Genomic DNA, 24821 nt, shown 5'->3' with positions numbered 1-24821 from the left:
CGTGCGGCTGGTGTTGTGCGCGGTCGGCCAGAAGATGCCGGCCTGGGCCGATGAGGCCTACGAGGATTTCGCCAAGCGCTTCCCGCCCGAGATGCGGCTGGAGCTCAAGGCGGTGAAGGCCGAGCCGCGCACCACCGGCAAGTCCACCGAGCAGCTGATGGCCGCCGAGGCCCAGCGCCTGGACGCCGCCTGCCCCAAGGGCGCGCGGCGCGTGGTGCTGGACGAGCGCGGCGATCGCGTCACCTCCAAGCAGCTCGCGCAGCGCATCGAGGCCTGGCGCGGCGATGGTCGCGATGTCGCGATCTTCATCGGCGGGCCCGATGGGCTGGACGACAGCATCAAGTCGCGCGCCGACGAGAAGCTGCGGCTCTCCGACCTGACCCTGCCGCACGCCTTCGTGCGGGTGCTGCTCGCCGAAGGGCTGTACCGCGCGTGGTCGGTGATGGAAGGCCATCCTTATCACCGTGAATGAGCGCCGGCCTCCGGACGACGTCTTCCCCCAGCCAGTCCCCGTCCTCATGAGCGCCGCAGCCCCCTCCGATTCGACCTCGACTTCCGTCACCTCCACCGGCGCCGATGCGCCGGCGGGCGCCGACTTCGTCTATCTCGCCTCGCAGAGCCCGCGCCGGCGCCAACTGCTGACGCAGATCGGCATCCGCCACGAACTGCTGCTGCCCGGCGCCGACGAGGACGCGGAGGCGCTGGAGGCGGAGCGCGCCGGCGAGTCGCCCGACGACTACGTGCGCCGCGTCACCGAGGCCAAGCTCGTCGCCGCGCTGGCGCGTCGCGAGCGCCGCGGCCTGCCGCCGGCGCCGGTGCTGTGCTCCGACACGACGGTGGCGCTGGGCGGCCGCATCCTGGGCAAGCCCGAGGACGCGGCCCATGCGGCGGCCATGCTGGCCGACCTCTCCGGTCAGGATCACCGCGTGCTGACGGCGGTCGCGCTGGGCCTGCCCGGCGGACGGGTGCTGGCCGCGGTCAACGTGTCCCACGTGCGCTTCGCCGAGATCGGCGCGGCGCGGCTCCAGGCCTATGTCGACTCGGGCGAGCCGATGGGCAAGGCGGGGGCCTATGCGATACAAAGCCAGGCCGCCGCCTGGATCGAGCGGATCGAGGGCAGTTATTCGGGCATCATGGGCCTGCCCTTGTTCGAGACCGCCGAGCTGCTGCGTCAGGCCGGCTTCGAGGTCTGAGGCGAGGGCGCCAGGGCACAGGGAGGCGGGCCGCGGGCCCGCCGAGCGTTCCCGTCAGTCTCGTGGACCTCGAGCGCCACGAGGCCCGCAGGTCCGACGAGACTGACGAGAGCGCTTGGAGCACAAGAACATGGAAGACATCCTGATCAACTGGACCCCGCAGGAGACGCGGGTGGCCATCGTCGAGAACGGCGCCGTGCAGGAACTGCACGTCGAGCGGACCCTGGAGCGGGGCCTCGTCGGCAACGTCTATCTGGGCAAGGTGGCGCGGGTGCTGCCCGGCATGCAGTCCGCCTTCATCGACATCGGCCTGGAGCGCGCGGCCTTCCTGCACGTGGCCGACCTGCACCTCAACGGCGTGCATCCGCGCGGCCATCACGGGGAGAACGGCCAGGCCATCCCCATCGAGCGCCAGGTCTACGAGGGTCAGGCCTTGACCGTGCAGGTCATCAAGGACCCGATCGGCACCAAGGGCGCGCGGCTGTCCACGCAGATCTCCATCGCCGGCCGGCTGCTGGTGCATCTGCCGCAGGACAACCACATCGGCATCTCTCAGAAGATCGGTTCGCCCGAGACGCGAGACGCGCTGCGGGCGCGCATGATGACGCTGGTCTCGGCCGGCGTGAACGACGGCAACACCGGAGGCTTCATCCTGCGGACCAATGCCGAGGAGGCCGACGACGCCGAGCTGGGCGCCGACATCGCCTACCTGCGCAAGACCTGGAACTCGATCCGCGACAAGTCGCTGACGCTGCCCCCCGGCAGCCTGCTCTACCAGGACCTGAGCCTGGTCGAGCGCGTGCTGCGCGACCTGGCCAGCGAGCGGACCAACTCGATCCGCATCGACTCCAAGTTGCAGTACGAGGTGGTGCGCGCCTTCGGCGAGACCTACATGCCGGCGGCGACCGCGAAGCTGGACCTGTACCGCGGCGAACGGCCCATCTTCGACCTCAACAACATCGACGCGGAGATCGTCCGGGCGATGGCGCGGCGCGTGGACCTGAAGTCCGGCGGCTACCTGATCGTCGACCAGACCGAGGCGATGACCACGATCGACGTGAACACCGGCGGCTTCGTCGGCGCGCGCAACTTCGACGACACCATCTTCAAGACCAACCTCGAGGCGGCGGGCTCGATCGCGCGCCAGCTGCGGCTGCGCAACCTGGGCGGGATCATCATCGTCGACTTCATCGACATGACCCGCGAGGAGCACAAGACCGCCGTGCTGCAGGAGTTCCGCAAGCAGCTCAACCGCGACCGCACCAAGGTCACGGTGGGCGGCTTCACGCAGCTGGGGCTGGTCGAGCTGACCCGCAAGCGCACGCGCGAGTCGCTGTCCCGCATGCTCTGCGAGCCGTGCCCGACCTGCGACGCCCGCGGGCAGGTCAAGACGGCGCGGACCATCTGCTACGAGATCATGCGGGAGATCCTGCGCGAGTCGCGGCAGTTCAATCCCAAGGAATTCCGCGTCGTGGCAGCGGCCAACGTCGTGGAGATGCTGCTCGACGAGGAGAGCCAGCATCTGGCCGGACTCTCGGACTTCATCGGCAAGCCGATCTCGCTGACCGCCGAGCCGACGAACCAGACCGAGCACTACGACATCGTGCTGATGTGAGCGAAGCGCTCGCCCGGGCACCGGGGCGGTGTGGGGTGCCAGGACGTGCGGGAGCGTTCCTTGCCGAGGGCTTTGCCCTTTGTAACCACAGCGATCTGTAACACGGACGCGGGCCTCGGGCACAATCGGGGCTCCATTCGTTCTGCAAGCCGATGAGCACCAAAACGAACGCCATCTCCCGTTCCGCGACCGCTGACCTCAGCGGCGTGTCCGTCTCTCTCCAAGACTCCACCTCCTCGCCCGCACTGACGCGCCGCTCGCTGCTCGGCGGCGCGGCCGGACTCGGTGCCGTGCTCATGGCCGGCACGCCGGCCTGGGCGCAGTTCCGCGTCGAGATCGCCGGTGTCGGCGCCAGCCGCGTGCCCATCGCGATCAGCGATTTCAAGGACGAAGGCACGACCGGCCAACCGCTGGCCGCGATCATCCGCGCCGACCTGGAGCGCAGCGGCCAGTTCAGCCTCGTCCCCGGGCAGGCCGGCATGACCGAGACCTCCCAGCCCCAGTTCGTCGACTGGCGCGCCCGCGCCGCCGACGCGCTGGCCGCGGGCTCGGCCACGCGTCTGGCCGATGGCCGCTTCGACGTGCGCTACCGCCTGTGGGACGTGGTCAAGGGCAGCGACCTGGGCAGCGAGAGCGTCCCGGTCGTGGCCGCCGACCTGCGCCTGGCCGCGCACAAGATCGCCGACGCGATCTACCAGAAGCTCACCGGCGACCGCGGCGTCTTCGCGACCCGACTGGTCTACGTGAACAAGGCCGGCCCCCGCTACTCGCTGCGCGTCGCCGACGCGGACGGCGAGGGCGAGCAGACCGTGCTCAACAGCCCCGAGGCGATCATCTCGCCCGCCTGGTCGCCCGACGGCAACGAAGTGGCCTACGTCTCCTTCGAAACCCGCAAGGCGGTGGTCTGGATCCAGGACCTGCGCACCGGCAAGCGCCGCAAGATCGCGGACTTCCGCGGCAGCAACAGCGCCCCGGCGTTCTCCCCGAACGGTCAGCAACTGGCGATGACGCTGTCGCGCGATGGCGGCTCGCAGCTGTTCGTGATCAACAAGGACGGCTCGGGCGTGAAGCGCCTGACGCAGACCTCGGCGATCGACACCGAGCCGGTGTACTCGCCCGACGGCGCCTCGATCTACTTCGTGAGCGACCGCGGCGGCGCCCCGCAGATCTACCGCATGGCGGCCAGCGGCGGCAGCGCCGAGCGCATCACCTTCGCCGGCAACTACAACATCAGCCCGTCCATCAGCCCGGACGGCCGCACGATGGCCTACATCACGCGCGTGGGCGGCGGCACCTTCAAGCTCTGCGTCATGGACCTGGGCAGCAGCCAGGTGCAGCAGATCACCGACACCAGCGACGACGAGAGCCCGAGCTTCTCGCCCAACGGCAAGCTGATCGTCTACGCGACCCGCGCCGGCGGCCGGGACGTGCTGATGACCTCGACGCTGGACGGCAAGGTCAAGGCCAAGCTGGCCACCCCGAACGTCGCCGACATCCGCGAACCGGCCTGGGGCCCGTTCGGCAACTGACGCCATGCATGCGCCGCACGCGGGCACACGCTTTGCCTACGTTGGCGTCGCGCTTCGCCCGCCTTGTGCGAGCCGCGAGCGCGCCCATGCATAGGGACTTGCGCGAGGTGTCGTCTGCCTCGCCTTTGTGTTAGCCGATGATTCACAATTGCTTTCTTTGCGGCTTCACCGGCGGCGCAGTTGGCCGGCTGGTCCTGCATTTCTCCCCCCGCCTTTCCTTGACCCATAGGAGCGAACGCCCATGAAATTCGAAAAACTGATGCTCGGCCTGGTGGCCGCGGCTGCCCTGTCCGCCTGCAGCTCCACCAAGCTGGATGAGCCGGCTCCGGTCGAAACGAAGGCCCCCGTGGCGCAAGCCGAGCCGCCGAAGGCCGACCCGAATGCCGGTTCGCAGCGTCCGGTCCAGACCGTGGACCTCGGCGCCCAGCTGGACGCCGCCGTGTCCAACCAGCGCGTCGTGTACTTCGATTTCGACAGCTTCGTGGTCAAGGACGACTACCGCTCGCTGATCGAGAACCACGCCAAGCGTCTGAACAACAAGAAGACGCTGCAGCTGTCGCTGGAAGGCCATGCCGACGAGCGCGGCGGCCGCGAGTACAACCTGGCCCTGGGCCAGAAGCGCGCCGAGGCCGTGGCCAAGTCGCTGACGCTGCTGGGCGTGTCGTCCAACCAGGTCGAGCCGGTGAGCTTCGGCAAGGAGCGTCCGGCTGACACGGGTCACACCGAAGAAGCCTGGGCCAAGAACCGTCGCGTCGAACTGCGCGACAAGTAAATCGGTGACATGAGCATGCTGCGTCTTTCTCGATTCTCTCGACTCTCCGTCGGCCGCGATCTGGGCGCCGTGGCGCAAGCCGCCGCGCTGACCGTGGTGCTCGCTCTGGGCGTGGCGGGGCAACCCGCGCGCGCCGCGCTCTTCGAGGACGACGAGGCCCGCAAGGCCATCCTCGATCTGCGCAGCAAGCAGGCGCAGAGCGAGGAAGCGCAACGTGCTCGCATCGCTGATCTGCAGAGCCAGCTCGAGACCGCCCGGCGCGGTCTGCTGGATCTGTCCGGACAGATCGATTCGCTGCGTTCGGAGCTCGCCAAGATGCGCGGGCAGAACGAACAGCTGGCGCGCGATCTGTCCGACACCCAACGCAAGGTGGCCGACCAGTCGGCCACGCTGGACAACCGGCTGCGCCCGCTGGAGCCGCAGAAGGTGTCCCTGGACGGCAAGGAATTCCAGGCCGACCCCGAAGAGAAGCGCCAGTTCGACGCGGCCATGGGCCAGATCCGTCGCGGCGACTTCAACGAGGCGGTGTCGGCGTTCTCGTCCTTCCTGACGCGCTTCCCGGCGAGCGGCTACGGCGATTCGGTCCGCTTCTGGCTGGGCAATGCGCAATACGGCAAGCGCGACTACAAGGGCGCGATCGCCACGTTCAAGGCCTTCGTCGCCGCGAACCCCGATCACCCGCGCGCGGCCGAGAGCCTGCTGGCCATCGCCAACTGCCAGATCGAGCTCAAGGACAACAAGTCCGCTCGCAAGACCCTGGACGACCTGCAGAAGGCGTATCCCGGCAGCGAGGCGGCCAAGGCCGCCAAGGAACGCCAGGCCGGCCTGCGCTGAGCGCGCCCCCGCTGTCGGCCCGTTCCGCTTCGACATGAGACGCGCCCTGGCGCGTGACGATCTTGACCCTCGACACCGGGCACGGGCCCCTCGATCCTGACGCCGCGCACGCCGACGCGGAGCGCCGCTTCGGCGGTCTGCGCCGCCTGCACGGCGACCGTGATTACGCGCGGCTGCGCGCGGCGCGTTTCTGCGTCGTGGGCCTGGGCGGCGTGGGCTCCTGGGTCGTGGAGGCGCTGGCGCGCATGGGCGTCGCCCGGCTGGTGCTGGTCGATCTCGACCACGTCGCCGAATCCAACATCAATCGCCAGGTGCAGGCGCTCGGCAGCACGCTGGGGATGGCCAAGGCCGAGGCGCTGAAGCAGCGCATCGCCGACATCCACCCCGGCTGCGAGGTCCTCACCATCGAGGACTTCGTCGACGAGTCGAATTGGCCCGCGCTGCTGAACGGCGTGGAGGTGGACGGCATCGTCGACGCCTGCGACCAGGTCCGCGCCAAGGCGCAGCTCGCCGCGTGGGCGAGGGCGCATCAGCTTCCCCAGATCTGCATCGGCGCGGCCGGCGGCAAGCGTCGCCCGCAGGACGTCGAGATCCTGGACCTGTCCGAGACCACGCACGATCCTCTGCTGGCCAGCCTGCGTCAGCGGCTGCGCAAGTTCCACGCGGGCGCGAAGCAGGGAAAGATGGGCGTGCGCTGCGTCTTCTCGCGCGAGCCCGTCACCCGCCCCGAAGGGACGGAGGCCTGCGACATCGACGGCAACCTGAATTGCCACGGCTATGGATCGAGCGTGGCGGTCACGGCGGGCTTCGGGATGGTGGCCGCGGCGGAGCTGGTGACGAAGTATTTGAAAGCACTTGCGCACCCGCGAAAAATCGTCCTATAATCTGCGGCTCTGCTGAGGGGCAAACACCTCGAAGCGACGCAGCGGAGGTCGGGGCATCCCGGCCTTCACTGCTTGAAGCACGGCTTCGGGTCGTTAGCTCAGTCGGTAGAGCAGCGGACTTTTAATCCGTTGGTCGCAGGTTCGAATCCTGCACGACCCACCAGTTGCTTCAGTTGGATATTCTTGGGGGCTCTTAGCTCAGTTGGTAGAGCAGCGGACTCTTAATCCGTTGGTCGAAGGTTCGAATCCTTCAGGGCCCACCAACCGCACACTCTGCAAAGTTTTCGATTGAGAATCTTGCAAGCGGTCTGAATATCTGACATACTCGCGGTCTTCGCAGTGATTCAAAAGAATCGCTGAGGAAGCAAAGAATTTCGGGCTCTTAGCTCAGTTGGTAGAGCAGCGGACTCTTAATCCGTTGGTCGAAGGTTCGAATCCTTCAGGGCCCACCAAATAAAAGGGGTTGCAGCGCAAGTTGCAACCCCTTTTGTCATTCCCGCTAGACTTCGCGCCATTCGCGACGCCCCGGTCCGGCGGCGTCGTTCTCCCGAACGAGTTTCTACGATTCCCCGCCCATGTCCCAGATTCAAGAAGCCACGCTGCTGCAGGCGCTGCAACAGGTCGTCGACCCCAATACCGGCCGCGACTTCGTCACCACGAAGCAGTTGCGCAACCTGAAGGTGCAGGGTGACTCGGTCAGCTTCGACATCGAACTGGGCTACCCGGCCGCCAGCCAGATCGACGGCCTGCGCGCGGCGCTGGTCGCCGCGGCGCGCACGGTGCCGGGCGTCGGCAATGTCAGCGTCGGCCTGACGTCCAGGATCATCGCGCACGCGGTCCAACGCGGTGTGCAACTGCTGCCCGGCGTGAAGAACATCGTCGCCGTGGCCTCGGGCAAGGGCGGCGTCGGCAAGAGCACGACCGCCGCCAACCTCGCGCTGGCGCTGTCCGCCGAGGGCGCGAAGGTCGGCCTGCTGGACGCCGACATCTACGGCCCCAGCCTCCCGCTGATGCTGGGCATCCACGGCCGGCCCGAGAGCACCGACGGCCAGACCATGGAGCCGCTGGAATCGCACGGCCTGCAGCTGATGTCGATCGGCTTCCTGGTCGAGGACGATCAGGCCATGGTGTGGCGCGGCCCGATGGCCACGCAGGCGCTGGAGCAACTGCTGCGTCAGACGCGCTGGCGTGATCTGGACTATCTGATCATCGACATGCCCCCGGGCACCGGCGACATCCAGCTGACGCTGTCCCAACGCGTGCCGGTGAGCGGCTCCGTCATCGTGACGACGCCGCAGGACATCGCGCTCATCGATGCGAAGAAGGGCCTGAAGATGTTCGAGAAGGTCGGCGTGCCCATCCTGGGCATCGTCGAGAACATGGCCATCCACGTCTGCAGCAACTGCGGCCACGCCGAGCACATCTTCGGCAGCGGCGGTGGCCAGCGCATGGCGGACCAGTACGGCCAGGAGCTGCTGGGCTCGCTGCCGCTGGCGCTGTCGATCCGCGAGCAAGCCGACAGCGGCAAGCCGACGGTGGTCGCCGAGCCCGACAGCCCGCATGCGCAGGCCTACAAGGCCATCGCGCGCAAGGTGGCCGTGAAGCTGGCCGGGCAGGCGAAAGACTACTCGTCGAAGTTCCCGACCATCACCATCTCGAAAAACACCTGACCCCATCGCTCGTCATTCGGGTGGCCGCCGCGTGCGGCCATTTTTCATGCTGCGCCGCAACGGAGGAGTCGCCAGTGAAGAGCGCGCCTCTCCCGAAGGAGGGGGATCGCAGCGCACAAATCCATCGGGCGCACGCCCGGAAAGTTTCCGGTGCGTTGGGCGTCTTCTCCATGCGTCCCGGGGGTGATTCCGCATTGGACAAAGCCCATCGTTTGTGTCGAAATAGCCGAGCGGGCCGCGTGTCGGCCGCGTGATTCACCCCAGGCCGGCAACGACGCCGCCCCAGGAGGCACGACATGGACATGAACCGGAGGCACTTCTTCCGGGTGAGCGGGGCGGCCGTCATGGGCTCCAGCCTCGTCGCGTTGGGATTCTCTCCAACCGCTGCACTGGCCGAGACCCGCCAGTTCAAGCTCGCCCGGGCGACCGAGACCCGCAACACCTGCCCCTATTGCTCGGTGGGCTGCGGGATCATCATGTATTCGCTGGGTGATCGCGCGAAGAACGTCGCCGCGAACATCATCCACATCGAGGGCGATCCGGATCACCCGGTCAATCGCGGGACGCTGTGCCCGAAGGGCGCGGGCCTGCTGGACTTCGTCCACAGCGAGAACCGCCTGAAGTACCCCGAGATCCGCGAGGCGGGCGCCAAGGAGTGGAAGCGCGTGAGCTGGGACGAGGCGATGGACCGCTTCGTGAAGCTGCTCAAGGCGGACCGCGACGCGAATTTCATCGCCAACAACGCCGACGGCAAGGTCGTGAACCGCTGGCTGTCCAGCGGCATGATCTGCGCCTCCGCATCCTCGAACGAGTCGGGCTACATCACCCACAAGGCGATGCGCGCGACGGGGATGCTCGCGTTCGACAACCAGGCCCGCGTTTGACACGGACCGACGGTGGCCAGTCTGGCCCCGACGTTCGGCCGCGGTGCGATGACCAACCACTGGGTGGACATCAAGAACGCCGACCTCGTCCTGATCATGGGCGGCAATGCCGCCGAGGCGCACCCCTGCGGCTTCAAGTGGGTCATCGAGGCCAAGAAGCACAACAAGGCGCGACTCATCGTCGTGGACCCGCGCTTCACGCGCTCGGCCGCGATGAGCGACTACTACGCCCCCGTGCGGGCGGGGTCCGACATCGCCTTCCTGGGCGGCGTCATCAACTACCTGCTGAGCAACAACAAGATCCAGACCGAGTACGTCCGGCATTACACGAACGCGCCCTTCATCATCAATGAGGGCTACAAGTTCGAGGAGGGCCTGTTCTCCGGCTACGACGAGACCAAGCGCGCGTACAGCAACGCGTCCTGGGCCTACGAGATGGACGAGAAGGGCTTCGCCCGTGTCGACATGACGATGCAGCACCCGCGCTGCGTGCTCAACGTCATGAAGCAGCACTACGCGCGCTACACGCCGGAGAAGGTCAGCGAGATCACCGGCACGCCCAAGGACAAGTTCCTCGAGGTGTGCAAGCAGATCGCCACCACCTCGGTCCCCGGCCGCGTCATGACCATCATGTACGCGCTGGGCTGGACGCAGCACAGCCAGGGCTCGCAGATCATCCGCACCGGCGCGCTGGTGCAGCTGCTGCTGGGCAACATCGGTCTGCCGGGCGGCGGCATGAACGCGCTGCGCGGCCACAGCAACATCCAGGGCCTGACCGACCTGGGGCTGCTGTCGACCTCGCTGACGGGCTACATGTCGCTGGCCAAGGACTCCGAGCAGGATCTGGAGACCTACTACAAGACCCGCGCCACCAAGCCGCTGCGCCCCAACCAGATGAGCTTCTGGCAGAACTATCCCAAGTTCTTCGTCAGCCAGCAGAAGGCGTGGTGGGGCAAGGCCGCGACCAAGGAGAACGACTGGGCCTTCCACTACCTGCCCAAGTGGGACAAGGGCTATGACGTCCTGCAGACCTTCGAGCTGATGCACCAGGGCAAGATCAACGGCTACATCTGCCAGGGCTTCAACCCGGTGGGGTCCTTCCCCAACAAGAAGAAGATCGTCGAGAGCCTGTCCAAGCTGAAGTTCCTCGCGATCATCGATCCGCTCAACACCGAGACCGCGGAGTTCTGGAAGAACTACGGCGAGCACAACGACGTCAAGTCCGAAGAGATCCAGACGGTGGTGTTCCGCTTCCCCAGCACCTGCTTCGCGGAGGAGGACGGCTCGCTGACCAACTCCGGCCGCTGGCTGCAGTGGCACTGGAAGGGCGCGGAGCCCCCGGGCGAGGCCAAGGGCGACGCGGAGATCATCGCGGAGATCTTCCTGCGCCTGCGGGCGATGTACCAGAAGGACGGCGGCGCCTTCCCCGATCCGATCGTCAACCTGACCTGGCCCTACAAGATTCCCAACAGCCCCTCGGCCGAGGAGCTGGCGATGGAATACAACGGCAAGGCGCTGGCCGACGTGACCGACCCCAAGGACCCGACCAAGGTCCTGCAGAAGGCGGGCGAGCAGTTGTCCGGCTTCGGCCTGCTGCGCGACGACGGCACGACCAGCTCGGGCTGCTGGATCTACGCCGGCGCCTGGACGCAGGCGGGCAACCAGATGGCGCGGCGCGACAACAGCGATCCGTGGGGCATCGGCCAGACGCTGAACTGGGCCTGGGCCTGGCCGGCGAACCGGCGCATCCTCTACAACGCCGCCTCGGTCGATCCCACGGGCAAGCCCTGGAACCCCAAGCGTCGGCTCATCAGCTGGATGGGCGACAAGTGGGGCGGCTCGGACGTGCCGGACATCCGGCCCGACGCCAACCCCAATGACGAGGACGCGGTGCGGCCCTTCATCATGACGGGCGAGGGCGTGGCGCGGCTGTTCGCGCCCAGCGGCATGGTGGACGGACCGCTGCCCGAGCATTACGAGCCCTTCGAGTCGCCGCTGACGACCAATCCCATGCACCCGAACAACGCCAAGGCCAAGAACAATCCGGCCGGCCGCGCGTTCAAGGGCGATCGGGAGCAGTTCGGCACGCCGGACAAGTTCCCGTATGTGGCGACCAGCTACCGGCTCACGGAGCACTTCCATTACTGGACCAAGAACGTGCGCACCAGCGCGATCATCCAGCCGCAGCAGTTCGTGGAGATCGGCGAGGAACTGGCGAAGGAGAAGGGCATCGCCAACGGCGATCAGGTCAAGGTCAGCTCCATGCGCGGCTACATCAAGGCCGTGGCGGTGGTGACCAAGCGGGTGGCGTCCCTGGACGTCGGCGGCAAGCGGGTGCACACCGTGGGGCTGCCGAACCATTGGGGCTTCGTCGGTGTGGCCAAGCCCGGCTATCTCGTGAACACGCTGACCCCCTTCGTGGGCGACGCCAACACGCAGACGCCGGAGTTCAAGAGCTTCACCGTCAACATCGAGAAAGCCTGAGGAGCGCTGCCATGTCTTCATTGCAATCCCTGGACATCGCCAAGCGCTCCGCGACCACGCTGCCCAGCCCGGACGCGCGCAAGCATGTCACCGAGGTGGCCAAGCTGATCGACGTCTCGGCGTGCATCGGCTGCAAGGCCTGTCAGGTCGCCTGCATGCAGTGGAACGACCTGCGCGACGACATCGGCGAGAACCACGGCACCTACGACAACCCGCGCGACCTGTCGCCGCAGTCGTGGACCGTGATGCGCTACTCCGAGGTCGAGGTGCAGGAGAACAAGCTGGAGTGGCTGATCCGCAAGGACGGCTGCATGCATTGCGAGGATCCGGGCTGCCTCAAGAGCTGCCCGTCGCCGGGGGCGATCGTGAAGTACACGAACGGCATCGTGGACTTCATCTCCGAGCACTGCATCGGCTGCGGCAACTGCGTGACCGGCTGCCCCTTCGACGTGCCGCGCATTTCGAAGGCCGACAACAAGGCCTACAAGTGCAGCCTGTGCTCGGACCGTGTCGGCGTCGGCCTGGAGCCGGCCTGCGTGAAGGCCTGCCCGACGGGCGCGATCCAGTTCGGCTCGAAAGAGGACATGCACGAGTACGCCGCCGAGCGCCTCGTCGACCTCAAGGAGCGCGGCTATCAGAACGCCGGCGTCTACGACCCGCAGGGCGTGGGCGGCACGCACGTGATGTACGTGCTGCAGCACGCGGACCAGCCGGGCCTGTATCACGGCCTGCCCAAGGACCCGCAGATCAGTCCGCTGGTGTCGCTGTGGAAGGGCGCGGCCAAGCCGCTGGCGGTGGCCGCGATGATCGGCGCCGCGGTGGCGGGCTTCTTCCATTACATGAAGGTGGGCCCGCAGAAGACCGGACACGACGAGCCCGACGCCGACGAGGAACTGGCCTACGAGCGCGAGCGCGACCTGCGCGCGGGCCGCGATCCCTCGTCCCGGGTCCCGCCGGACGGCGGCCTCTGATCCGCCCACCGTCAACAGCTCATCAGCCAGGAGACCATCATGGCCTTGCTGCAACGCTATCGCGACAGCCAGCGGATCAACCACTGGATCGTCGTGCTGCTGTTCCTGTGCGCCGGGCTCTCGGGCCTGGCCTTCTTCCACCCCAGCCTGTTCTTCCTGACCAACCTGTTCGGCGGCGGCCCGTGGACCCGCGTCCTGCATCCCTACATGGGACTGGGCATGGTGCTGGCGTTCTTCTTCCTGGCGCTGAAGATGTGGCGCGACAACCTGTGGACCTCGGTCGACTCCACATGGATGCGGCAGAGTCCGGGCATGATTTCCGGCGCCCATAAAGAGGGCGTGCAGCCGGCCCACAAGTACAACGCCGGTCAGAAGATCGTGTTCTGGGTCATGGTGGTGTCGCTGCTGATCCTGCTGGTGACGGGCTTCATGTTCTGGCACGCCTGGTTCCCCGAGGGGAACATCCTGATGCGGCGCATCGCGGTGGTGCTGCACTCGGCGTCGGCGGCGATCCTGATCCTGACCATCATCATCCATGTCTATGCGGCGATCTGGGTCAAGGGCTCGTTCCGGGCGATGACCCGTGGTACGGTCACCGACACCTGGGCCGCCCACCACCATCCGCTGTGGCACAAGGAAATGAAGGAACGTCCGCGCGCATGACCGCCAGCAGCACCATCCGCCTGATGACCCCGGAGGAGATCGCGGTGAACGCCGGCGCGCGCGCCGCGCCGCTGCGACTCCCCGAGCCCGGCCTCTTCATCGAGCGCTCGATGCGCCTGCGTCAGCTGGCCGAGGGCCATGCGATGCGGGACTATCTGCTCTTCGTGGCCGAGCTGGCTCGGCATCAGCACGAGCGGCTGAAGCAGCCGCGTCCGCTGAAGCTGCCCGACGAGATGGCGCTGGGTGCCGCGATGGCGGGCGGACAGCCCCCGCTGGATGCGCAGCTCTACAAACGCGATCCCGTCTGGCGCGAGGAACTGCGCGCGCTGCTGGGCGCGCTCGCGGGGAGCGCGATTCCCGAGGCGGCGCGGACACTGGTAAAGCAACTCGCCGAGGCCGATGACGCCTATCTGGAGCAGCAGGCGAGCGCGCTGCTCGCCGGCGGCGCCTCAGGTCTGGACCCCGCCGCCGCGCCGCTGATCGCGGCCGCGCTGCAGCTGCACTGGACCCGTCTGGTGCAGCAGCTGCAGGCCCGCTTCGAGCGGGGCGACCATACCGAGACCCTCGCGCCCTTCGGCCTCATCGACGACCCGACGGTCTGCCCCTGCTGCGGCTCGCGGCCGGTGGCCTCGATCACGCGCGTGGGCGCGGAGCAGTCGGGCCTGCGCTTTCTGGCCTGCTCGCTGTGCGGCACGCAGTGGCACTACGTGCGCATCAAGTGCGCGCATTGCCAGGGCACCAAGGGCATCAGCTTCCAGGCGCTGGTCGACGAGGACGACAGGAAGTCCGAGGTCGTCCAGGCCGAGTGCTGCGAAACCTGCGGGCACTACCTCAAGCAGGTGCACATGGAGAAGGACCTGCAGGTCGAGCCTCTGGCCGACGACCTGGCCACGCTGACGCTGGATCTGCTGATCGGCGAGCTGGGCGTGGTGCGCCACGGCTTCAACCCGATGCTGGTGCTCGGCGAGGCCGACCCCCCACCCGATCCCGGAGGTCAGTGAGCATGAAGCCCGAGGCATCCATGGTTCATGGTCCGACGGCAGGCTCCCCGGTGACGCCGATGGCGTCCGCGGCCCCCAAGGATCTCCCCTCCGTCGACCGACTGCTGCGCGATCACGCGGTGACGCATCTGATGGCGCGGCACGGTCACGCGTTCGTCGCGGCCGAGGCGCGTCGGCTGCTCGAGGAGTGGCGTCAGCTGGCGCTGTCCGGCGCGTTGCCGCCTCAGCGCCTCCATGAGCTGCCGAGCGAGCTCGAGCGCCGCTGTGCCGGGCGCCTGGCGCCGCGCATGCGACGGGTGATCAACCTGACCGGCACGGTGCTGCACACCAACCTGGGCCGCGCGCTGCTGGCCGACGAGGCGCTGCAGCAGGTGCTGGCCTGCATGGGCTCGCCCAACAACCTGGAATTCGACCTCGCGCGCGGGGAGCGCGGCGACCGCGACAGCCTGGTCGAGGACCTGCTGCGCGAGATCACCGGCGCCGAGGCGGCGACCGTCGTGAACAACAACGCGGCGGCCGTGCTGCTGAGCCTGGCCGCGCTCGCGGGCGGCAAGGAGGCGGTGCTGTCGCGCGGCGAGCTGGTCGAGATCGGCGGCGCCTTCCGCATGCCCGACGTGATGTCGGCGGCGGGCGCGCGGCTGGTCGAGGTCGGCACGACGAATCGCACCCATGCGCGCGACTACCAGGCCGCGATCGGCCCGGACACCGCGCTGCTGATGAAGGTCCACACCAGCAACTACGCGATCCAGGGCTTCACCGCGTCGGTGAGCGAGGCCGAGCTCGCGCCCATCGCGCATGCGGCGGGGCTGCCGCTGCTGACGGACCTGGGCAGCGGCTCGCTGGTGGACCTGTCGCAATGGGGCCTGCCCGCCGAGCCGCTGCCGCAGCGCATGCTCGCCGACGGCTGCGATGTGGTGACCTTCAGCGGCGACAAGCTGCTGGGCGGACCGCAGGCGGGCTTGATCGTCGGCCGCAAGGACCTGGTGCAGAAGATCCGCAAGTTCCCGATGAAGCGCGCGCTGCGCATGTCCAAGCTGCCGATGGCGGCGCTGGAGGCGACGCTGCGGCTCTATCTGCAGCCGGATCGCCTGACGACGGATCTGCCGACGCTGCGGCTGCTCACGCGGCCGGTCGAGCAGATCGAGGCGCAGGGGGAGCGGCTGATCGAGAAGGTCACGGCGGCGGTGGCGCCGCGCTTCGCGGTGCGCGCCGCGGCGATGCGCGGGCAGATCGGCTCGGGCTCGCTGCCGGTGGAGACGCTGCCCTCGGCAGGGCTGGTGCTCACGCCGGTTCTGCCGGGCAAGCGCGGCGTGGGGCGCGCGTTGGATGAGCTGGTCACGGCCCTGCGGGGGCTGCCGCTCCCGGTGATCGCGCGGGTGCAGGCGGATGAGCTGTGGCTGGATCTTCGCTGCCTGGATGAGGGGCGCGAGGAGCCGGAGTTCATCGCGCAGTTGCCGCAGCTGCGGGAGGCGCTGGCGTGATCGTCGGCACCGCGGGTCACATCGACCATGGCAAGACGACGCTGGTCAAGGCGCTGACGGGCGTCGACACGGATCGGCTGCCGGAAGAAAAGCAGCGCGGGATCAGCATCGCGCTGGGCTATGCCTATCTGGACGTCGAGGCGTCGGGGGCGGCGGCATCCTCGTCGACTGCGGCAGCGACTGGGATTGGGACTGGGACCGCGACTGCGACTGCGACTGCGGCTGGGCGTGCGAGTCCGAACGGGGCCGCGCCGGGCGCGCGTGCTTCGCGCATCGGCTTCGTCGATGTGCCGGGTCATGAGCGCCTGGTGCACACCATGCTGTCGGGCGCGACCGGCATCGACCACGCGCTGCTGCTCGTCGCCGCGGATGACGGCGTGATGCCGCAGACGCGCGAGCATCTCGCGTTGCTGTCGCTGCTGGGGATTGCGCGCGGGACGGTCGCGATGACGAAGTGCGATCGCGTCGATACCGCCACACGCGCGCGGCGGCGCGATGAGATTCGCGCGCTGCTCGCCGGGACGGCGCTGGCGGATGCGAGGATCTTCGAGGTCGCCGCGACGGCGGGCGAGGGCGTGGGCGAGCTGCGCGAACACCTCGTCGCCGAGTCGCTCGCGCTGCCGAAGCGGGAACTCGCGGGACAGGGATTCCGCTTGGCCGTGGATCGGGTGTTCAGTCTCGCCGGCGTGGGGACGGTCTGCACCGGCACCGCGCATGCGGGCGAGGTCGCGATCGGCGACGAGCTCCTGCTGCTGCCGCCCGCGCCGGGCCAGGCGCCGCGGCGGGGGCGCGTGCGCAGCCTGCATGCGCAGAACGCGGCGGCGGAGCGCGCGACGGCCGGACAGCGCGTGGCCATCGGGCTGGTGGGCATCGACAAGGATGAGGTCGCGCGCGGGCAATGGCTGGCCGCGCCCGAGATCGCGCAGTGGACCGACCGACTGGACGCGCGCTTGCGGCTCTGGGCGGAGGAAACGAAGCCGCTGCGCAGCGGGACGCCGGTGCATGTGCACATCGGGGCGGAGCAGGTGACCGGGTCGGTCGCGGTGCTGGGGGCGGTCGGCGGCGGGGCGCTCGATGCGGTCGCGCCGGGCGAGGAGGCCTTCGTGCAGCTGGTGCTGCATCGGCCGGTCGGCGCTTGGGCCGGTGATCGCGTGGTGCTCCGCGACGCGTCGGCGACGCGGGCGCTGGCGGGAGGCGTGGTGCTCGATCCGCAGGGGCCGGCTCGGTATCGGCGGACGGCGCTGCGCCTGGGCGAGCTGGTGGCGCTCGCCGCGCCGACGGTAAGCGAGCGACTGAGCGGCCTGCTGCGCCAGGCGCCGATGGGCGTGGACCTGGCGCGCTTCGCCGCCGGGCAGGGCGTGGCGACGGGGGGGCGAGCGGCGCTGATCCACGAGGAAGACCCTCACCCCAGCCCTCTCCCGCTTGGCGGGAGAGGGGGCCAAAGCACACCGAGCGCCTCCAAGGACATCTCGCCTTCCGAAGACAACGAGACTTCCGAAGACAAAGAGCCTTCCGAAGACAACGAGACTTCCGAAGACAAAGAGCCTTCCGAAGACAAAGAGCCTTCCGAAGACATCTTGCCTTCCGGGGACAACGAGCCTTCTAAGGACAACGAGCCTTCCGACTCCCTCGCCCGCTTGCGGGAGAGGGTTGGGGTGAGGATCTTCGGGCTCTCTGCCGCGCTCCCACAGGCGGGAGAAGCAGTGGGTGACCCCATCGTCGGCGCCGTGGTCTCCGGCGCGGCTGGTCCGGCGTGGGCGCTGGGTGCGGCGCAGACGGCGCAGTGGACGGACATCGCCTTGCAGCGCCTGGAGCGCTATCACCAGGATCAACCCGAGGAGCTCGGACCCGATCTGGCGCGCTGGCGTCGGCTCGCCGCGCCGCGCATGGCCGAGCCCCTCTGGCGCGCCCTCGTGCAGCGCATGGCGGCGGCGGGGCAGGTCGCCATCACCGGCGCGGCAGCGCATCGGCCCGAGCACGGCGTGCAACTGTCGGCACTCGATGAGCGGCTCGCGCAGAAGATGACGCCGGCCTTGAACACGGCGGGCTTCGAGGGCGCCTGGGCGCGCGATCTCGCCAAGCAGACCGCGGAGCCCGAGGCGCTGGTGCGCACGACGCTGGCGCGACTCGCGCAGCGCGGCGAGCTGTTCCAGGTCGTGAAGGACCTGTACTATGCGCCCCCGGCGATCCGGGACCTGGCCCGCATCGCGCGCGAGTCGGCCATCGGCGGCGATGGCGACGTCACCGCCGCGGCCTTCCGCGATCGCAGCGGCCTGGGCCGCAAGCGCGCGATCCAGGTGCTGGAGTTCTTCGACAAGGTCGGGCTGCTGAGGCGCGTCGGCGACGCGCATCGGCTCCGGACCGATTGCCGGCTGTTCATCGACGAAGACGCGCCGGGCGATGTCGCCCACGCCTCGCAAGCCGCATGAACAGGCCACGATCACAGGAAGGAAAACGACCCTGGTGGGTCGGCCAGACTTCAAATCTGGTGGGTGATGCCACGCATCGCCGGGTGGGTTCGACTCCCATTTCCTTCCGCCATCCTTCTCGCCGTTCCTCTCGCGATCCCTCTCGCGATTCCTTCCTTCCTCACCACCCGTAGAGACCTCGCCATGTCCAAGCTCCTTCGCCAAGTCAGCCGTGCGCTGCAGGGCCTCGCCGCCGCCACCGTCGTCGCTGCCGCTTTCGGCGGCGCGGCGCAGGCGCAGACCGCGCCGCAGGTGCTGCGCGTGACGGCGATTCCGGATGAGTCGCCGACCGAACTCGCCCGCAAGTTCGCGCCGCTGGGCAAGTACCTGGAGAAGGAACTCGGTGTGAAGGTCGAGTGGACGCCCGTCACCGACTACGCCGCGGCGGTCGAGGCCGTCGTCAACAAGAAGATCGACCTGGCCTGGTTCGGCGGCTTCACCTTCGTGCAGGCCAACGTGCGCTCCGGCGGCAAGATCGTCCCGCTGGTCCAGCGCGAGGAGGACGAGAAGTTCCGCTCCGTCTTCGTCACCGACGCCCACTCCGGCATCACCAAGCTCGAGGACCTCAAGGGCAAGACCCTGAGCTTCGGCTCCGCGTCGTCGACCTCGGGCCACCTGATGCCGCGCTCCTTCCTGCTGGCGGCCAAGATCAACCCCGAGACCGACCTCAAGCGCGTCTCCTTCTCCGGCGCCCATGACGCCACCGTCGCGGCCGTGGCCTCGGGCAAGGTCGACGCGGGCGCGCTCAACATCTCGGTCTGGGAGAAGCTGGTCGCCGACAAGAAGGTCGACACCAGCGCGGTCAAGGTCTTCTACACGACGCCGCCGTTCTACGACTACAACTGGAGCGTGCACGCCGACATGCCCGCGGCGCTGCAGGCCAAGCTCAAGGCGGCCTTCCTCAAGCTCAGCCCGGCGACGCCCGAGGGCAAGGAGATCCTGGAGCTGCAGCGCGCGACGAAGTTCGTGCCGACCAAGCCCGAGAACTACACCGGCATCAAGGCCGCCGCCGAGAACGCGGGCTTGCTGAAGTAAACCTCCCCCATGCCTCTCCTGGAGTTGGACGACCTGCATCTGCAGGCCGGTCCCAAGACCCTCGTCCAGCCGCTCTCCCTGAGCATCGAGACCGGCGAGCAGGTCGCGCTGATCGGCGCGTCCGGCGCCGGCAAGACCTCGCTGCTGCACGCGCTGGCGCTGGCGCTGCGTCCGGCCGCGGGCTCGCTGCGGCTCGTGGGGCAGGACGCCTGGGCGCTGTCGCATCGCGATCGACACTGGCTGCGCCGCGAGCTGATGCTCGCCCCGCAGCATCCGCCCTTGCCGCCGCGTCAGCGCGTCGCCACCGCGGTGCTCGCGGGGCGCCTGCCCGGCGCGTCCTTCGGCGAGAGCCTGCGCATGCTGTTCAGCCCCTCGGCCGAACAGGCCCGACTCGCCTTCGACGCGCTGGACCGGCTGGAGCTCGGCAACCGCTTGTGGTCGCGGGTGGACCAGCTCTCCGGCGGTGAGCGCCAGCGGGTCGCGCTCGCGCGCTTGCTGGTGTCCAGGGCGCGGCTGTGGCTGGTCGACGAGCCGCTCTCGGCGCTCGATCCGCAGCGCGCCCAGCGCGCGTTGGGCGTGCTGCAGGACGCCGCCCGGGCGCAGGACCGCACGCTGATCTGCAGCCTGCACCAGATCGACCTGGCGCGAGGCCTGTTCCCGCGCATCATCGCGTTGCGCGAGGGGCGCCTGGTCTACGACGGTCCGCCGCAGGGCCTGGACGGCCAGCGTCTGGCCGAGCTCTACGCGGGCCTGGACGAGGACGAGTCGCCCGCCGTCGTCGAGCCCGACCCCGGCCTGCCGCGCAATCACGCGCAGGCGCTGGGACGGTGAGGCGATGAGCTCGGCGATGGCGCTCGACGCTCCGTGGCGCCGCGATCCCGCGGCGACCCGCCGCATCGGCACGACGCTGGCGCTGCTCGCGCTGATGTGGCCGCTGCTGGTGTGGTGCGAGTTCCGTCCCTGGGAACTGCTCGACGAGCGCAGCCTGCGCGCGACCTGGCGATTCGGCGCGCAGTTCCTGACGCCGCGCGTGGACGCCGAGTTCCTCGCGATGCTGGCGGCCGACACCTGGCGCACCGTCGCGATGGCCACGGTGGGCCTGGCGATGGCCTGGGTCATCGCGGTGCCGCTGGCGCTGCTGGCGACGGCGCGCTTGTCGGTGTCCTCGCTGACCGGCCGCATGGCCACGATGCCGGCCGCGCTGCGCTGGACCGTGCGCACGGTGCTGGTGGTGCTGCGCTCGGTGCCCGAGCTGGTGTGGGCGCTGATGCTGGTGCGCGTGCTGGGCCTGGGGCCGGGCGCGGGCGTGCTGGCGATCGCGCTGTCCTACGGCGGCATGCTGGGCAAGGTCTACGCCGAGATCCTCGAGAGCGCCGACGCCACGCCCACGCAGGCGCTGCTGCGCGGCGGCGCGGGCCGTTTGCAGGCGCTGCTCTTCGGCACGCTGCCGGGCTGCGCCGACGAGCTGATCAGCTACACCGTCTACCGCTGGGAATGCGCGATCCGGTCCTCGGTCGTGCTGGGCTTCGTCGGCGCGGGGGGGCTGGGACAGCAACTGGACAACGCCACGAAGATGTTTGCCGGCGGCGAGGTCGCGACCATCCTGCTGGTCTTCATCGCGCTGGTCGCGCTGGCCGACCGCATCAGCGCCTGGCTGCGGCCCGGCCGCGCGGCGGGGCAGGGCGCCGAGCCGCACCAGATGCCGGGCCGGCCGCCGACGCGTGTCGGTCTGTGGGTGCTGCTGGCTGCCTTGCTCGCGCTGACGACGGCGAGCTTCGTCAGCCTGCCGGTGCGATGGGGCGACCTGCTGTGCGCCGAAGCGCTGGCGCAGATGGGGCGCTTCGTCGCCGAGTTCTTCCCGCCACTGATGACGCCCGCCTTCCTGGTCCGCGTCGGCGAGGGCGCGCTGGAGACGCTGGCGATGTCGGCGCTGGGCAGCGTGCTGGCGGCGGTGGCCGGGCTGGGGGTGGCCTTGCTCGCGAGCCGGCCGGAGGGACCGGTGCGGTGGCTCTCGCGCCTGCTGCTCAACGCGCTGCGCTCGGTGCCCGAGCTGGTGTGGGCGGCCGTCCTGCTGGTCTCGGCGGGCCTGGGGCCGATGCCGGGCACGCTGGCGCTGGCGCTGCACACGACGGGCGTGCTGGGCCGGCTGATGGCGGAGGCGCTGGAGAACGCGCCGCCGCAGACCGCGCAGGCGCTGCGCTGGGCGGGCGCGTCGCGCTGGCAGGTCTTTGCCTACGCGACCTTGCCTCAGGCGGCGCCGCAGCTGCTCAGCTACACGCTGTACCGGTGGGAGAACAACATCCGCGCGGCGGCCGTGCTGGGCGTGGTCGGCGCCGGCGGGCTGGGCCAGATGTTGAGCGTGCACTTGAGCCTCTTCCAGATGCGCGAGACCTGCACCGTGCTCATCGCGATGCTGGCGCTGGTGATGCTGGTGGACGCCTGCTCGTATGCGGCACGGCGGAAGCTGAATCGATGAGCGGGGGGCGGCGGATCGCTGATCGGCAAGGAGACATCGACATGAACGACGAAGGATTGAAGCTGCTGCTCACGCGGAGCTCGGTGGGGCCGAAGCACCTGATGGCGCCCGGGCCCGATGAGGATCAACTGCGGCTGATGGTCGAGGCGGCCTTGCATGCGCCGGACCACGCGGCGCTGGTGCCGTTCCGCTTCAAGGTCGTGCGGGGCGAGGCGCGCCAGGCGATGTCGGCGCTGTTCGGCGAGTCCGCGCGCCGGGCGGGGAAGGACGAGGCCGGGGTCGCGATGGACGAGGAGCGGGCGCTGCTGCCGCCGATGACGGTGGCCGTGGTCGCGCGCATCGACATGGGCCATCCGCAGGTGCCGGCGCATGAGCAATGGGCCTGCGTCGGCGGGGCGCTGACCAACTTCCTCAACGCGGCCCATGGGCTGGGCTTCGGCGGGAAGATGCTCAGCGGCGCGAAGGCGCGGGATCCGGGGCTGGTCGCCGCGTTCTGCGAGCCGGGGGAAACGCTGCTCGGGTGGATCGCGTTGGGAACCCCGCGGCCATCGGGCACGCTGGCGAAGCCACCGAGGCAGAAGGAGGGGGCGGCGGACGCGTTGCAGTTCTGGGCTCGCTGACGTCGACGGCCCTCACCCCTGCCCCTCTCCCGCGCCGCGGGCGAGGGGAATGAGCGGTTCGGACGCCTTCGCCCCTATCCGTAGATGTAGCTCTGGAGCTGCGCGATCGTCAGTTCGTCGTCCGCGATGATGTCGTCCATGAGGTCGCGGATCGACAGCATGCCCACCACCGTCGAGCCCTCGACCACCGGGAGGTGGCGGATCTTGCGCTGGCTCATCAGCCGCATGCATTCGCGGCAGTCGGTGTTGGGCTTGACGACGAAGACGTTGGGCGTCATCACGTCCTTGACCTGCGTGTGGCGCGAGTCACGGCCCTGCAACGCGATCTTCCGCGTGTAGTCACGCTCGGAGAAGATCCCGAGCAGCCGCTCGTCCTGCATCACCAGCAGCGCGCCCACGTCGTGCTGCGCGAGCAGGTGCAGGCCATCGAACACCGTCGCCTCCGGCGTGATGCGCCAGACGCTCGGACCGCGGTTCTTCAGCAGATCGGACACCGGTTTCATGGGGCCTCCTGGCGAGCAAGGAACAACGCAATCGAACAGGTCGAATCAGGCAACGGCCCCGGCGTGCGTCCCGGGGCTGACGGCCAAGATAAGCGGCTTGGCGGCGCGGCGCAAGACCCGACCCCCTCGGGGTGCCACCTCTTTGGGGCTCCGCCCCCGGGTCTCCCTCGAAGGGGCGACGCCGGGAGGACGACCGGCGAGGCGGCCAGGGTCGACGAGGGGGATCAGGCCGGATGCGTGAGATCGCGCAGGTGGGTCGGACCGGCACGGCGCTCGATCTCGGCCAGCAGGTCGCGGCCCCAGCCCAGTGCGAACAGCGCCTCGCCGACCACGAACATCGGACCGACCAGCAGGCCGACCAGGTCGTCGACGAAGGCGGGTTTGCGGCCCTCGTAATAGTGGCCGATGAACTGGATCACCCAGCCCGCCAGGAAGCTGCCCAGCCCCCAGCCCAGCCAGGAAGCCGTGGAGCCCACCGCCAGCGGATGGGCCAGCGCCATCAGCACGGCGTTCACGACGGCGGTGGCCAGGCCCAGCACCAGGTTGCCGCGCGTCAGGTACCACAGCGTCGCGGCGCCCCAGGCGATCCAGGCCGCGCTGACGGTCCAGTCGGCGACGTGGAACTGCGCTCGCGCCAGCAGCACGCCGACGGCGAAGATGATCAAAGGGATGCCCACGAAGTGGGTGGCGATGTTGCGACGGTCGCGGTGGTACGCGGCGTATTGCGCCATCAGGTCGGTGGCTTGTCGTGCCATGGCGGTCTCCGTTCGATTCTTTGAAGGGCAATGTGGCAATGCTAGTGCGACCGGCTTGTTTGTGCCGTTCAAAATGCCGGCGTGACAACACTTGGTTTACCCCTATGCGAGTGGTGAGCGTGGCAAGCGAGGTGCCCCGACGGGCGATGGCAGCGGCGATCGGCGCCGCGGGGATCGTGCTCGGGTGCGCGACGGCGACTCCCCCGGTCACGGGGGGCGGTGTCGCGATCGCGACCGCCGCCGCCTGTCCGGGCTGGCTGGCGGCGCAGCAGCGCGGCGAGGGGCGGCTCTATGCGGTGGATGCGGCGGCCTCGCCGATCCGCCTGCACGTGTTCCGCGCGGGGCGGCTGGCCAAGGCCGGCCACAACCACGTGCTCGGGCTCGACCGCGTCGACGGCCGGGTCTTTCTGCCGGCCGACGGTCTGGCCGGCGCGGGCGTCGAGCTGGGCTTCCAGCTCGAGGACCTGGTCATCGACCGACCCGAGTGGCGGGCCGCGCTGGGCGACGAGTTCGCGAGCCGGCCCACCGAGGGCGACATCGCCGGCACCCGGGCCAACATGATCCGGGCGGTCGACGGCGAGCGCTTCCCGACGATCACGATCCGCAGCACGGCGGTGGCCGGCGCCTTCCCGACCTTGGCGCTGAAGCTGGCGGTGTCGTGGCATGGGACGGAGCGGGTGCTCGACGTGCCGATGCGGGTCGAGCGGCCCGTCGGCGACGGCCCGCTGCGCGCGGTCGGCGCGCTGGTGCTGCGGCAGAGCGACTTCGGCATCGCGCCGTTTTCCGTCCTCGGAGGCTTGCTCGCCATCCAGGACGAGCTGACCGTGGACGTCGACATCATCGCCCGCCCCAGCGCCTCCTGCGGCTGAGGCCGACCGGGAGCGCCGACGGCGCCGGTCGAAGGACGGCGGCTCGATCAAGGGCGAGCCCGTCGAGCGCCACGCCTGCCGACCGCCATGCCGCGGACACCGAAGGACTCGGCC

21 protein-coding genes and 4 tRNA genes are annotated in these 24821 nt (G+C 69.2%); 23 read left to right on the top strand and 2 right to left on the bottom strand.

The features are described from left to right. The first annotated feature begins 1 nt into the window (after position 1). The 22 genes from rlmH to MCHT01_RS20215 all read left to right on the top strand — a co-directional run bounded on the left by rlmH (position 2) and on the right by MCHT01_RS20215 (position 22580). Positions 2–472: a 23S rRNA (pseudouridine(1915)-N(3))-methyltransferase RlmH gene (gene rlmH / locus MCHT01_RS20325; RefSeq protein ID WP_067067948.1), complete on the top strand. Its 471-nt coding sequence runs from the start codon at positions 2–4 to the stop codon at positions 470–472. A gap of 46 nt (positions 473–518) precedes the next feature. Continuing rightward, on the top strand, positions 519–1193 hold the full coding sequence (locus MCHT01_RS20320) for a Maf family protein (protein ID WP_084453074.1): 675 nt from the start codon (positions 519–521) through the stop codon (positions 1191–1193). Between the two features lie 130 nt (positions 1194–1323). After that, on the top strand, positions 1324–2808 hold the full coding sequence (rng, locus tag MCHT01_RS20315) for a ribonuclease G (RefSeq protein WP_067068101.1): 1485 nt from the start codon (positions 1324–1326) through the stop codon (positions 2806–2808). A gap of 152 nt (positions 2809–2960) precedes the next feature. Beyond that, positions 2961–4337, top strand: coding sequence for a Tol-Pal system beta propeller repeat protein TolB (tolB, locus tag MCHT01_RS20310; RefSeq protein ID WP_084453073.1), 1377 nt, complete (start codon positions 2961–2963; stop codon positions 4335–4337). 241 nt (positions 4338–4578) lie between these two features. After that, complete coding sequence (gene pal, locus MCHT01_RS20305) at positions 4579–5109, top strand: peptidoglycan-associated lipoprotein Pal (protein ID WP_067067946.1); 531 nt, start codon at positions 4579–4581, stop codon at positions 5107–5109. A 9-nt stretch (positions 5110–5118) separates the two neighbouring features. Next, positions 5119–5943, top strand: a complete 825-nt coding sequence (gene ybgF, locus MCHT01_RS20300; RefSeq protein ID WP_245643471.1) for a tol-pal system protein YbgF — start codon at positions 5119–5121, stop codon at positions 5941–5943. A 59-nt stretch (positions 5944–6002) separates the two neighbouring features. Beyond that, on the top strand, positions 6003–6827 hold the full coding sequence (locus MCHT01_RS20295; protein WP_245643478.1) for a tRNA threonylcarbamoyladenosine dehydratase: 825 nt from the start codon (positions 6003–6005) through the stop codon (positions 6825–6827). Positions 6828–6914: 87 nt separating this feature from the next. Further along, positions 6915–6990, top strand: a tRNA-Lys gene (locus MCHT01_RS20290). Between the two features lie 24 nt (positions 6991–7014). After that, positions 7015–7090: transfer RNA gene (locus MCHT01_RS20285), tRNA-Lys, on the top strand. A gap of 113 nt (positions 7091–7203) precedes the next feature. Next, positions 7204–7279 (top strand) — tRNA-Lys (locus MCHT01_RS20280). Positions 7280–7402: 123 nt separating this feature from the next. Further along, positions 7403–8497, top strand: coding sequence for an iron-sulfur cluster carrier protein ApbC (gene apbC / locus MCHT01_RS20275; protein WP_067067944.1), 1095 nt, complete (start codon positions 7403–7405; stop codon positions 8495–8497). 296 nt (positions 8498–8793) lie between these two features. Then, the gene (fdnG, locus tag MCHT01_RS20265; protein WP_148661633.1) at positions 8794–11865 is read left to right on the top strand and encodes a formate dehydrogenase-N subunit alpha; all 3072 of its coding nucleotides are present in this window, start codon (positions 8794–8796) and stop codon (positions 11863–11865) included. 11 nt (positions 11866–11876) lie between these two features. Then, complete coding sequence (gene fdxH / locus MCHT01_RS20260) at positions 11877–12836, top strand: formate dehydrogenase subunit beta (protein ID WP_084453072.1); 960 nt, start codon at positions 11877–11879, stop codon at positions 12834–12836. 39 nt (positions 12837–12875) lie between these two features. After that, positions 12876–13499: a formate dehydrogenase subunit gamma gene (locus MCHT01_RS20255; RefSeq protein WP_174549071.1), complete on the top strand. Its 624-nt coding sequence runs from the start codon at positions 12876–12878 to the stop codon at positions 13497–13499. Then, complete coding sequence (gene fdhE / locus MCHT01_RS20250) at positions 13496–14500, top strand: formate dehydrogenase accessory protein FdhE (protein ID WP_067067932.1); 1005 nt, start codon at positions 13496–13498, stop codon at positions 14498–14500. The genes MCHT01_RS20255 and fdhE overlap by 4 nt, the downstream gene beginning before the upstream one ends. A 20-nt stretch (positions 14501–14520) precedes the next feature. Beyond that, positions 14521–15981 carry an L-seryl-tRNA(Sec) selenium transferase gene (gene selA, locus MCHT01_RS20245; protein ID WP_245643469.1) on the top strand — a complete coding sequence of 487 codons (1461 nt, stop codon included), beginning with the start codon at positions 14521–14523 and terminating at the stop codon, positions 15979–15981. After that, complete coding sequence (selB, locus tag MCHT01_RS27525) at positions 15978–18410, top strand: selenocysteine-specific translation elongation factor (RefSeq protein ID WP_067067929.1); 2433 nt, start codon at positions 15978–15980, stop codon at positions 18408–18410. The genes selA and selB overlap by 4 nt, the downstream gene beginning before the upstream one ends. A gap of 16 nt (positions 18411–18426) precedes the next feature. Further along, a tRNA-Sec gene (locus tag MCHT01_RS20235) sits at positions 18427–18522 on the top strand. A gap of 71 nt (positions 18523–18593) precedes the next feature. Continuing rightward, positions 18594–19484 (top strand): putative selenate ABC transporter substrate-binding protein, encoded by an 891-nt coding sequence (locus MCHT01_RS20230; protein WP_084453071.1) that lies wholly within the window; start codon positions 18594–18596, stop codon positions 19482–19484. Positions 19485–19493: 9 nt separating this feature from the next. After that, entirely contained in the window at positions 19494–20315 is an 822-nt protein-coding gene (locus tag MCHT01_RS20225) for a phosphonate ABC transporter ATP-binding protein (RefSeq protein WP_067067926.1), read from the top strand. A 16-nt stretch (positions 20316–20331) separates the two neighbouring features. Next, entirely contained in the window at positions 20332–21960 is a 1629-nt protein-coding gene (gene phnE / locus MCHT01_RS20220; RefSeq protein ID WP_245643457.1) for a phosphonate ABC transporter, permease protein PhnE, read from the top strand. 41 nt (positions 21961–22001) lie between these two features. Next, a complete protein-coding gene (locus tag MCHT01_RS20215) occupies positions 22002–22580 on the top strand; it encodes a nitroreductase family protein (RefSeq protein WP_084453070.1) in 579 nt (192 codons plus the stop codon). A 74-nt stretch (positions 22581–22654) separates the two neighbouring features. Here MCHT01_RS20215 and MCHT01_RS20210 read toward each other — a convergent pair whose 3' ends face one another. Beyond that, complete coding sequence (locus MCHT01_RS20210) at positions 22655–23083, bottom strand: CBS domain-containing protein (RefSeq protein ID WP_067067921.1); 429 nt, start codon at positions 23081–23083, stop codon at positions 22655–22657. A 224-nt stretch (positions 23084–23307) separates the two neighbouring features. Continuing rightward, a complete protein-coding gene (locus MCHT01_RS20205; RefSeq protein ID WP_067067920.1) occupies positions 23308–23838 on the bottom strand; it encodes an Mpo1 family 2-hydroxy fatty acid dioxygenase in 531 nt (176 codons plus the stop codon). Positions 23839–23984: 146 nt separating this feature from the next. Here MCHT01_RS20205 and MCHT01_RS20200 point away from each other — a divergent pair, with 146 nt between their 5' ends. Then, entirely contained in the window at positions 23985–24707 is a 723-nt protein-coding gene (locus MCHT01_RS20200; protein WP_067067905.1) for a YceI family protein, read from the top strand. Positions 24708–24821 lie beyond the last annotated feature (114 nt).

The organism is Mitsuaria chitosanitabida ATCC BAA-476 = NBRC 102408 (assembly GCF_001598255.1).
GTDB classification, from domain to species: Bacteria; Pseudomonadota; Gammaproteobacteria; order Burkholderiales; family Burkholderiaceae_C; genus Roseateles; species Roseateles chitosanitabidus.
Note: the sequence above shows the minus strand (reverse complement) of the source record. Positions and strands in the feature narration are given on the sequence as shown.

Excerpts from the sequence above, each read along its gene's own strand:
- tolB (WP_084453073.1), top strand. The coding sequence starts at position 2,961 with ATGAGCACCAAAACGAACGCCATCTCCCGTTCCGCGACCGCTGACCTC.
- MCHT01_RS20200 (WP_067067905.1), top strand. The coding sequence starts at position 23,985 with ATGGCAGCGGCGATCGGCGCCGCGGGGATCGTGCTCGGGTGCGCGACG.
- apbC (WP_067067944.1), top strand. The coding sequence starts at position 7,403 with ATGTCCCAGATTCAAGAAGCCACGCTGCTGCAGGCGCTGCAACAGGTC.
- MCHT01_RS20205 (WP_067067920.1), bottom strand. The coding sequence starts at position 23,838 with ATGGCACGACAAGCCACCGACCTGATGGCGCAATACGCCGCGTACCAC.
- MCHT01_RS20255 (WP_174549071.1), top strand. The coding sequence starts at position 12,876 with ATGGCCTTGCTGCAACGCTATCGCGACAGCCAGCGGATCAACCACTGG.
- MCHT01_RS20215 (WP_084453070.1), top strand. The coding sequence starts at position 22,002 with ATGAACGACGAAGGATTGAAGCTGCTGCTCACGCGGAGCTCGGTGGGG.
- rng (WP_067068101.1), top strand. The coding sequence starts at position 1,324 with ATGGAAGACATCCTGATCAACTGGACCCCGCAGGAGACGCGGGTGGCC.
- MCHT01_RS20225 (WP_067067926.1), top strand. The coding sequence starts at position 19,494 with ATGCCTCTCCTGGAGTTGGACGACCTGCATCTGCAGGCCGGTCCCAAG.
- pal (WP_067067946.1), top strand. The coding sequence starts at position 4,579 with ATGAAATTCGAAAAACTGATGCTCGGCCTGGTGGCCGCGGCTGCCCTG.
- fdxH (WP_084453072.1), top strand. The coding sequence starts at position 11,877 with ATGTCTTCATTGCAATCCCTGGACATCGCCAAGCGCTCCGCGACCACG.
- fdhE (WP_067067932.1), top strand. The coding sequence starts at position 13,496 with ATGACCGCCAGCAGCACCATCCGCCTGATGACCCCGGAGGAGATCGCG.
- MCHT01_RS20210 (WP_067067921.1), bottom strand. The coding sequence starts at position 23,083 with ATGAAACCGGTGTCCGATCTGCTGAAGAACCGCGGTCCGAGCGTCTGG.
- phnE (WP_245643457.1), top strand. The coding sequence starts at position 20,332 with ATGGCGCTCGACGCTCCGTGGCGCCGCGATCCCGCGGCGACCCGCCGC.
- MCHT01_RS20230 (WP_084453071.1), top strand. The coding sequence starts at position 18,594 with ATGTCCAAGCTCCTTCGCCAAGTCAGCCGTGCGCTGCAGGGCCTCGCC.
- ybgF (WP_245643471.1), top strand. The coding sequence starts at position 5,119 with ATGAGCATGCTGCGTCTTTCTCGATTCTCTCGACTCTCCGTCGGCCGC.
- MCHT01_RS20320 (WP_084453074.1), top strand. The coding sequence starts at position 519 with ATGAGCGCCGCAGCCCCCTCCGATTCGACCTCGACTTCCGTCACCTCC.
- selA (WP_245643469.1), top strand. The coding sequence starts at position 14,521 with ATGGTTCATGGTCCGACGGCAGGCTCCCCGGTGACGCCGATGGCGTCC.